Annotated in this window: 5 protein-coding genes and 2 rRNA genes; 3 read left to right on the plus strand and 4 right to left on the minus strand. The window is 64.3% G+C overall.

Annotated features, from left to right (window positions below; translation table 11 throughout):
* The first annotated feature begins 125 nt into the window (after positions 1-125).
* The gene (locus HAV22_RS19135) at positions 126-1,325 is read left to right on the plus strand and encodes a M20 aminoacylase family protein (protein WP_166861263.1); all 1,200 of its coding nucleotides are present in this window, start codon (positions 126-128) and stop codon (positions 1,323-1,325) included.
* Here the strand turns inward: HAV22_RS19135 and HAV22_RS19140 are convergent, their stop codons facing one another.
* Complete coding sequence (locus tag HAV22_RS19140; RefSeq protein WP_166861265.1) at positions 1,326-2,225, minus strand: NAD(P)-dependent oxidoreductase; 900 nt, start codon at positions 2,223-2,225, stop codon at positions 1,326-1,328.
* A 137-nt stretch (positions 2,226-2,362) separates the two neighbouring features.
* On the opposite strand from HAV22_RS19140, the gene HAV22_RS19145 reads away from it, so the two are divergent.
* A complete protein-coding gene (locus HAV22_RS19145) occupies positions 2,363-2,911 on the plus strand; it encodes an acyloxyacyl hydrolase (RefSeq protein ID WP_229421314.1) in 549 nt (182 codons plus the stop codon).
* 109 nt (positions 2,912-3,020) lie between these two features.
* Positions 3,021-4,466 carry an MFS transporter gene (locus HAV22_RS19150; protein ID WP_166861269.1) on the plus strand — a complete coding sequence of 482 codons (1,446 nt, stop codon included), beginning with the start codon at positions 3,021-3,023 and terminating at the stop codon, positions 4,464-4,466.
* A gap of 6 nt (positions 4,467-4,472) precedes the next feature.
* Here the strand turns inward: HAV22_RS19150 and HAV22_RS19155 are convergent, their stop codons facing one another.
* The 3 genes from HAV22_RS19155 to HAV22_RS19165 all read right to left on the minus strand — a co-directional run.
* A complete protein-coding gene (locus tag HAV22_RS19155; protein WP_229421315.1) occupies positions 4,473-6,863 on the minus strand; it encodes a penicillin acylase family protein in 2,391 nt (796 codons plus the stop codon).
* A 277-nt stretch (positions 6,864-7,140) separates the two neighbouring features.
* A 5S ribosomal RNA gene (gene rrf / locus HAV22_RS19160) occupies positions 7,141-7,253 on the minus strand.
* Between the two features lie 125 nt (positions 7,254-7,378).
* Positions 7,379-7,483 (minus strand): 23S ribosomal RNA (locus tag HAV22_RS19165); the annotation flags it as partial.

Below are 7,483 nucleotides of genomic sequence, written 5' to 3' on the forward strand. Positions count from 1 at the left end.
ATAAACCAGCACTTTATACGATTCCAGCGGCAGCCGTGGCGACCCTGGCGTTGCACATGATGGAAGGGCTACAATAGTTCAATAGATGCATGCCCAAGAGGCATCACAGCAAACGGAGAGAAACAATGAGACTGGTCGAACCTATTCTCGCTTACCAATCCGAGCTCGAAACGATCCGGCGCGACATCCACGCCCATCCCGAACTCTGCTACGAAGAACAACGTACGGCCGACGTGGTGGCCGCACGCCTCACCGATTGGGGCATCCCCGTCGTCCGCGGTCTTGGCGTGACGGGCGTCGTCGGCATCATCAAGAACGGCACCTCCGACCGCGCCATCGGACTGCGCGCCGACATGGACGCCCTGCCGATGCAGGAACTCAACACATTTGAGCACGCGTCGCGCCATGCGGGCAAGATGCATGCTTGTGGTCATGACGGGCACACAACGATGCTGTTGGGTGCAGCCCACTATCTGTCGCAGAACCGCAACTTCGACGGCACCGTCTACCTGATTTTCCAACCGGCCGAAGAAGGCGGTGCCGGTGCGCGCCGCATGATGGACGATGGCTTGTTCGAGCGCTTCCCGATGGAAGCCGTGTACGGCATGCACAACTGGCCGGGCATCAAGGCGGGCAGCTTCGGCGTCGTCGCCGGGCCGATGATGGCATCCAGTAACGAGTTCCGCGTCGTCGTGAAGGGCAAGGGCGCGCACGCCGCGCAGCCGCACCGCGGCATCGACCCCGTGATGGTCGCCGTGCAGATCGCGCAAGGTTGGCAGACCATCATCTCGCGCGAAAAAAATCCGCTCGACACCGCGGTGCTGTCGATCACGCAGATCCACGCCGGCAGCGCGACGAACGTCATCCCCGACGAAGCCGTCATGATCGGCACCGTGCGTACATTCTCGACGGACGTGCTCGACCTGATCGAACGGCGCATGCACGAGATCGCGAACGGCCTCGCGGCGGGTTTTAACGCCACTGTCGATTTCGCGTTCAAGCGCAATTACCCGCCCCTCGTCAATCACCCGGCGCAGACGGCATTCGCCATCGAGGCGATGCGTGCGGTGGTGGGCAACGACAACGTCGACACGAACGTCGAACCGACGATGGGCGCCGAGGACTTCGCGTTCATGCTGCAGGAAAAGCCGGGCTGCTATGTCTTCATCGGCAACGGCGACGGCGACCATCGGCACCACGGCCACGGCCTCGGCCCGTGCCAGCTGCACAACGGCAGCTACGACTTCAACGACCACCTGCTGCCGATCGGCGCCAGCTTCTGGGCGAAATTGGTCGAGATGAGCCTGCCGTTGAAATCGGCCTGATTACGGCAGCTTGTCCTCGGCCGTGCCGAGACGCTTGCCCGGGTTCATCCGCTCCAGCGCGATGAGACCGGCAGCGTGGTCGGCCGACGGGATGTCGCCTGCGATGGTTTCGTACTGCCGCGTCACCAGCGCAGTCACGGGCAAGGTGACGCCGGCGGCGCTCGCGGCGGCGAGGATGTTGCGCTGGTCCTTCAGCTGCGTCTTGACCTGGCCGCCCGGCATGAAATTCCGCTCGAGCATGCGCTGGCCATGCACGTCCAGCACGCGGCTGCTCGCAAAGCCGCCGCGGATCGCTTCGCGCACGGCGGCCGGATCGGCGCCTGCCGCTTCCGCCAGCAGCAGCGCCTCCGCGACGACGTTGATGGTGGCACCGACGATCAATTGATTGCACAACTTGGCCACCTGGCCGCTGCCGACGGGGCCGACGGCTTTCGGCGCTCCCAGCACGCGCAGTACGGGCTCGGCCTGCGCATAGTCGACCGCATCGGCACCGGCCATGATCGCGAGCTGCCCCGCTTCCGCGCCGCCCACGCCGCCGGACACGGGCGCGTCGACGAAGCGGCAGCCGGCCGCTTGCAGACGCGCGGCGAATGCCAGCGCTTCGTCCTGGCGCGTGGAACTCATGTCGATCCACAGCGTGCCCGCAGCCAAGGCCGGCAACGCGTCGTCGATGACCTGGCCGACGACGGGCCCCGCTTCCAGGATCGAGATCACGATGGCGGCGCCGCGCACGGCATCCGCCAGCTCGGCATGGGGTTCGGCCCCGGTCGCGCGCAACGCCTCGGCCTTGGCGGCCGTGCGGTTCCACACGCGCAGGGGATAGCCGGCCTGGGCCAGCCGGGTCGCCATCGGCTTGCCCATCAGGCCAATGCCGAGAAATGCCACGGTCGGTAACGTCATTGCTTCCTCTCGAATATCCATTGATCATATTGTAACAATTGATAGGCCGACCACGTCCTTGCAACGACCTCGCTACAATAGCGGTCTTGCCGTGACCTTTCGCTTCCACGGCTCCTTTTACAGCAAAGGCAATGTCCATGAAAAAAATGATGCGTTACCTGGCGGCCGTGACCGCATTGTCGGCGATGCAGGCGGGCCACGCGGCCGACGGCATGTTCGATTCCTCGTCGGTGGAACTCGGCGGTGGCGAACATGTGCAGGTCGTCCGCCTCGCGATGCAGAAAGACTGGAACAAGAACTGGCTGCCGGCCGGCGGCTACCACCTGTCCGGCTACTGGGACGCGAACGTCGCGTACTGGCGCGCCAACCAGTGGCTCGACGTGCCGGGCAGCCGCAAGAACCTGGCCGTGATCGGCATCACCCCCGTGTTCCGCTGGGAAGCGGACGACAAGCTGGGCCTCTACGCCGACGCCGGCATCGGCGCCGCGCTGTTCTCGAGCGTGTACCGCAACACGCACCGCCAGCTGTCGACGGCGTACGAATTCGCCGACCACGTGGGCGTCGGCTATGTGTTCGCCAACAAATGGGAACTGGGCGCACGCCTGCAGCATTACTCGAACGGCGGCATCAAGCATCCGAACGGCGGCGTGAACCTGTTCATGCTGAAGGCGGCGTACCACTACTGATCGGCCATCGCCTCGGGGTCAGAGCACTTTTCGAAAATGTGCTCTGACCCCGAATGTGTGACAATCGGGACGGGCGACGCCTGTCCCGCGCGTCGCATCAGACCATCCGATGACCGATACCGACACCATCAAGCGCTACCTCCCCTGGCTGGTGGCGGCTGCCCTGTTCATGGAGCAGCTCGACGCCACCATCGTCAACACGGCCGTTCCCAGCATCGCGGCCAGCCTGCACGTCACGCCGCTCAGCCTCAAATCCGTCGTCACGAGCTACATCCTCAGCCTCGCCGTGGGCATCCCCGTGAGCGGCTGGATGGCCGACCGCTTCGGCACGAAGCGCGTGTTCGGCACGGCGATCGCGATCTTCACCTTGGCCTCCGTGCTGTGCGGGCTGTCGCTGAACGCGCCGATGATGGTCGCGGCGCGCCTGCTGCAAGGCCTGGGCGGCGCGATGATGATGCCGGTGGGGCGCTTGTCGATCATCCGCACGTTTCCCAAGAACGAATTGCTGGGCGCGATGAACTTCGTGATCCTGCCCGCGCTGATCGGACCGCTGCTCGGGCCGACGGTCGGCGGCCTGATCGTCCACGTGACGTCGTGGCGCGCCATTTTCTTCGTGAACGTGCCCGTCGGCCTGCTCGCGCTCTACCTCGTCTGGCGCCACATGCCGGACTACCACGGCGCCGAGCCGCGCCCGCTGGACGTGATCGGCCTGATCCTTTTCAGCTCGGGCACGGCGATCCTGTCGTGGCTGCTGGAAGTCTTCGGCGAACACACGCTCGATCCCGTCACGGCCGGCCTGATGCTGGCGCTGTCCGTCGCCCTGCTCGCGGCCTACGCCTGGCACGCGAGCCAGGCCCAATTCCCCTTGCTGCGCCTGGCGTTGTTCAACGTGCGTACGTTCCGCCTGTCCGTGCTGGGCGGCTTCATCACGCGCCTCGGGATCGGCGGTCTGCCATTCCTGCTGCCGCTGCTGTACCAACTGGGCTTGAAGCTGGCGCCGTGGCAATCGGGCTTGCTGATGATGCCGACTGCAGCCGCCGCGATGGGCATGAAATTGATCGCACCGAAAGTGCTCGCGCGCTTCGGCTATCGCCAGGTGCTGGTGGTCAACACGATCTGCATCGGCCTGACGATCGGCCTCTTTTCGCTCGTCGGCGCGGCCACGCCGTGGTATGCGATTGCCGGCATCGGCCTGCTGCAGGGCTTCTTCAACTCGTTGCAATTCTCGAGCATGAACACGCTCGCGTATGCCGACGTCGAATCGAAGGACTCCAGCATGGCCAGCACGATTGCGTCGTCATTCCAGCAACTGTCGATGAGCTTCGGCCTCGCCACCGGCTCGCTCGTGACGGCGTGGTTCCTGGGCCGCGTCCCGCAGACGGACCAGGTGATGGTCACCAAAGCGCTGCACCACGCATTCCTCACGCTGGCCGTGATGACGATGCTGTCGTCGATCGTCTTCGCCCGGCTGCGCCGCGGCGATGGCGAAAGCATCACGCGGAGCAAGACGGCGACGGCCGTCGCCCAGGACCCGGCACCGCTGTCCCAGGCGTGAACGGCGTCACTGTGTCAACGTCATGCGCGTGCGGTTCGGGTCCGCGTTGATGCTCGTCTCGCTGAAGGGCAACGTCGTCCACTCCTTGCGCGAGTATGGCCCCAGCTGGTCTGCGTAATACGGCGAGGTCGGGTCCGTCGACTGGCCGTACACGAGCATCGCCTGCGCGACGGGGCCGGCATCGTCGAACGTCACCGTCTGCACATAGCTCGTGCCCCAGTAGACGTTGTTGTAGCCTGTGGCCGTCAGGGCCGTGCTCATCCGCAGCGAATTGTACGAACCATCGATGTCGCCCACGCCGCCGTGCAGCGGCGTGCGCACGCCGTTGCGTGTCTCGCCCTGGTAATCGCCCAGCCTGCCGTCGAGCGGGATGTTCAGCGATTGCAACAGCGACGCCGCGTTCTTCAGCGCCGTGAACATGGCCGGCAGCGCGGCGGGCGCCATGCCGTTGGGCGTGTGCACGGGGTCGGTCGGGTCGAGCGGCACTTTCCACTTGTTCGGGATTTGCGATGCCGCACTCCAGAATTCGCGGAACAGCACGGCGCCGCGGCTGTCGACGTTCGCGTGGCGGTCCCACGCGGCGAGCACGGCACAGGCCTGGACGAGGGTCGCATCGTCGCTCGGGCAGGCGGCGAGCAAGTCCGGCAGCACGAGCTCGGCGGCGTAGATGCGGTCGGCGAACACGAGCGTCTGCAAGTCGGACAGCTGGAATTTATGGCCCTGCTTGGCCAGCTCCTCGAACTGGATGAAGCCGATCCGCGTGCGCAGGCGCTGCTCGGCGCCGACCTTGCCGTACAGCGGCGAATACCCCAGCGGCGGCGGTCCCGTGAGCAGGGAGCGGGCATTGGTCAGCCAATAACTGTCGTTCGAGTTGCCGACGTAGTCCGTGCGCAGCATCGATGGCGCATTGGCGGGCGAGAAAATGCCGGGCGGCGTATTCGCGTCCTGGCCCCACGCGCACGCGCTGCGCGCGCCGTCGAACAGCACGAGAGCGGGCAGCAGCAGGCAGTTGCCGGCGAACTTGTCCGTCGTGACGCGGGGCACGACGCTCGCATCGGCATACAGCGCGTTGCCGGTGCGGTCGGACGCGACGGTATTCACCCACGGCAGGCCGACGACGGCATCCAGCGACGACTTGAGCGCCTGGACGCTCGTCGCCGTGCCGATTCCCAGCCATTGCTCGAGCATGCGCGTGTTGTCGCGGTTCGGGTCCGCCAGCACGTACGCGGTCGTGCTGGTCCACGTCAGCCCCGCTTCCGGTTTGACGATCACGGCACCTTGCTTGCTGAAGTAGAACGTCTTGCTGTGCCTGGCCGTCGTCCCATCCGCCATGAGGACGTCGACCGACACCGTCTTCGACGTCATCTTGTTCTTGTCGCCGTCGATCAGGTACGTGGTGCCCGTCGAATCGCCGGGATCGAGCGCGAGCTTGAACGTCGTGAAGTGCGTGGCCGCCGTGACGGTGTGCGACCAGGCGACATCCTTGTTGAAACCGATGACGACAGTCGGCATGCCGCCCAGCGCGACACCCATCACGTCGTAGCGGCCGGGGACCGTCAGGTGGGCCTGGTAGAAGCGGTCGGTACTCGCCCAGGGGAAGTGCGGGTTGCCGAGCAGGAGGCCGTGGCCGCTCGCCGACAGATCCTTGCCGACGGCCAGCGTATTGCTGCCGAAGCCCTGGTGCACGACCTTGTCGAGCCGCGCGAGCAGGAAGGCGGGATCGAGCTTGCGCTGCGGCCCGCGTGCGGCGACCGTCGCGTTCGCGTCACGTGCGCCGGCCACGACCTCTTTCGCGAACACCTCGCCCGATGCGTGCAGCGCTTTCTCGGCCAGCACGAGGTACATGTCCTCGACCGTCATCGGCTTGACCCACTTGGCGTCGTGGCAGGCAGCCGGAAATTTGCCGGCGTTCTCCTTCAGGTAGCGGTTGTAGCCGGCAACATAACCTTCCAGCAGGTCACGCGGCTCTTTGGCGCCTGCCGCGTAGCCGGCGCGCAGTTGGTCGACGTCCAGATAGCCTTTGAAAAAGAAATCGCTGTCCTCGTTCTTGAGGTCCATGAAGCCGCTGGCGGCGCCGTATTCGTCCCCTTTGCGTGCGGTGGCGTGGGCGTCGCCACCAAAATATTGCGAACGTTCGCCCCGTACGGTCAACAGCGTATCGGCAAACATGCACAGATTGTCCTGCGCGTACGCGTACGCGATGCCGTAGCCGAGACTGCGGAAATCGGCCGCCTTGACGTGGACGACGCCGTGCGTCGTGCGGATGACTTCGGCACTGAACTGCGGGGGCGGCGTCGTGGTTGCGGTGCCGCCGGTGTGCGGGCCGCACGCGGCAAGGATAGCGCCCATGGCCGCGGTGACGACCAGGCGGCGGGCAGAAACACGATGAAGGTACATGCTGCTCCTTGAAGTAGAAAAAGCAATGGCCTGCGCATTGGCGCGCCGTCAGGGTAGGCCAACGATGCTAGCCGTTTTCGCTTTTTCTACAACTGCTGGAATGTCAGCTTGTCAGGTTCCGATTTTTCCGATTTAAATGGCGCTTTTCGAGCGTCGCTGAAAAGCAAAAAGCCCGCTCAGAGCGAGGATTGCCGGTGGCAATCCAAGCGAGCGGGCTTCGTTTTCCCAAAACGAAAAACCCCGTCAGGGTCACCTGACGGGGTTTCGCTTATAACTAGCCTGACGATAACCTACTTTCACACTGGTTGCAGCACTATCATCGGCGCAAAGTCGTTTCACGGTCCTGTTCGGGATGGGAAGGGGTGGTACCGACTTGCTATGGTCATCAGGCATAACTTGTACGGGTATCGCTGCGTGTTCGCGAGCGCTACCCTGAATCTGGAAGAAGTGGTTTCTTAATCTGTTGTCTCAACAAACAGCTGAACCCTTGTATTGGCAATGACTGCCAAGGTTATAGGGACAAGCCGTACGGGCAATTAGTATCGGTTAGCTTAATGCATTACTGCACTTCCACACCCGACCTATCAACGTCCTGGTCTCGAACGACCCTTCAAGGAGCT

Origin of the sequence: Telluria antibiotica (assembly GCF_011682055.1) — a bacterium.
In the GTDB taxonomy this organism is placed as follows: domain Bacteria; phylum Pseudomonadota; class Gammaproteobacteria; order Burkholderiales; family Burkholderiaceae_D; genus Telluria; species Telluria antibiotica.